The 1,970-nt window shown below is 45.9% G+C and carries 1 protein-coding gene and 1 pseudogene; one reads left to right on the forward strand and one right to left on the reverse strand.

The window, feature by feature from the left end:
* On the forward strand, positions 1-1,516 hold a 1,516-nt coding region (locus AC0KUR_RS37795; RefSeq protein ID WP_473377376.1), incomplete at its 5' end, for a hypothetical protein.
* A 118-nt stretch (positions 1,517-1,634) separates the two neighbouring features.
* Here AC0KUR_RS37795 and AC0KUR_RS37800 read toward each other — a convergent pair.
* Positions 1,635-1,970, reverse strand: a pseudogene (locus AC0KUR_RS37800) (hypothetical protein); the annotation flags it as partial.

Genomic DNA, 1,970 nt, shown 5'->3' on the forward strand with positions numbered 1-1,970 from the left:
TGCGACGACTGACACGGAACAAGGATTAGTTGCCAGTATTAATGATGACCTGAATTCAGAAGCAAGAATCGAAACGAGGGAGGGGGTGTCCCCGCAATCGGAAAATTTGCTTTTTTATGCGGAAAAGATATTGATGGATATGTCCGATGACATTAATATCGACCAAAATTTTCTCACTTCCCTGTCGTCGCAGGCGGGTAAAATTAAGAGCGACTATTTTTTCCCCGATTGGTATAAGCCGCTTGATAAAGATGCAATCACCTTGATCGCGGCGGCTGAGATCGTCGATTCGAATAAAAAACCAAATGATAATAAAAATAATTCATCCAATGCATTGGATTTGAAAAAGAAGATGCGCGCGTATGATAATGAAAATTCTTCCGTAAGGAGTGCCCTGGAAAATGAAGGTCAGCGCGTCAAATTTCAGGAGATTAATGTAATTATAAATCCTTCAATGCGAGGGGAGCGGGCGCATCTGCATATGCTTGGGAAGCTTCGCCAAATAATAACTGGATATAATTCGAAAAACATCAATTACAAAATAACCGACGCCGATTACAAAACCAAAGAAAAAAAACCTAATGATTTTGAAAACGCGAAACGCAAGGAAAATATAGGTGCCGAAATTTTCCCCAAGGAGCATCTAAATCATGTAATTGCCGGGCACATTGTGAACCGAGGATCGTCCGCCGCACACGAACTTATTCTTCAAGATCGATTATCAAAGATTGATCGCCAGCGCCTCGAGCGTATTGAAAATGCGATTGCGGTAACGCCCGGCCTGAAAGGTAGGGAAAGTAAGGCTAAAGTCGCAATTTGGATTCGCAATCAAAATAATGCGAATGGCCATAGTGATGCGCAGAATACGACGAAAGAGCGTTTTTTATCGATCATCAATTCTATTGGTAAAGCCAATATCAATGACATCATCATTATTGGTGATGAAAATAAAGAAACAAATGAGTGGATTGATAAATCTAAATGGAAAAAGGAGGGTAATGACAAGGTAGTTACCTGGCTAACTGGCATCTGGCAGCAGTCTGCAAATAATAAAAATGGAGTTGGAATGCTTTACTCTCTGGATAAGAGTGAAAATATTGAAACTCGCGGAAATAATGATGAGCAGGTCGCTGTATATGATGCTCTATATGAGCGGCACAATATGATGGCCATTATTACGAATAAATCGGGTGGCCCCGATCTGCCATCGTTGTCTGGAATTCCGCAGATCACTTTGTCAGAAATGGATCCATCTGAACTCGATAGTGGACATCGACTCGGATTTATGTCTTTAGTATCGCATGCGTATACAAATGTCCGGCTAGACAAAAATTCTCATAAAGAAAATCATGGTGCGCTGTCAGATCAAGAGCAATCTAAACTAACGGATATGATCAGGCGATCCAAACAAGTTCGCGATCAAGATTTAGAACAACGCAAGAAAATCCGGTCTCAAGCAAACAAAGCGGAGACCGATGACGCACCGAGTAGTCAAGGGGCCTCAGCTAATCCTTAATCTCTAGTTCCAAGGTAAGCTGCGGATTGCGGTGATGGTGATCACGCGTTTCGGCGAACGTGACCAGTTTCGAAGGTGGTGTTGAGCGGTCGATGGATTATAGCGAAGGTGATCACGATCAGGATGCGGAGGAATGCTTGGCGTTGGCCTTTCGCATCGATTCGCCCTTCAACGGCAGCTTGTGGGCCTGATGCACGGGCGTTTCGACCAGCTCGAGATGGGCGGGCTGAAACGCTAGCTCATACGGCAAGCGCGGGGACGCATCGAATTGGGCGCGGTTCGCCCAGACCGCGCCAAATACTTCCGCATATCGCCGCACAAGCGCCGCGATGGCGGAGAAACGTAAGCGCCCGGCGAAGGCATCTTGACGGCGTGATCGGAAGGGATTAGGCAACGATCGGCGCCCAGCGATGGGGCAACAACTGCGCGACGTCAGCAGCGCGATGGGTCGGCA

Source organism: Burkholderia sp. YHN3-13, assembly GCF_055810675.1.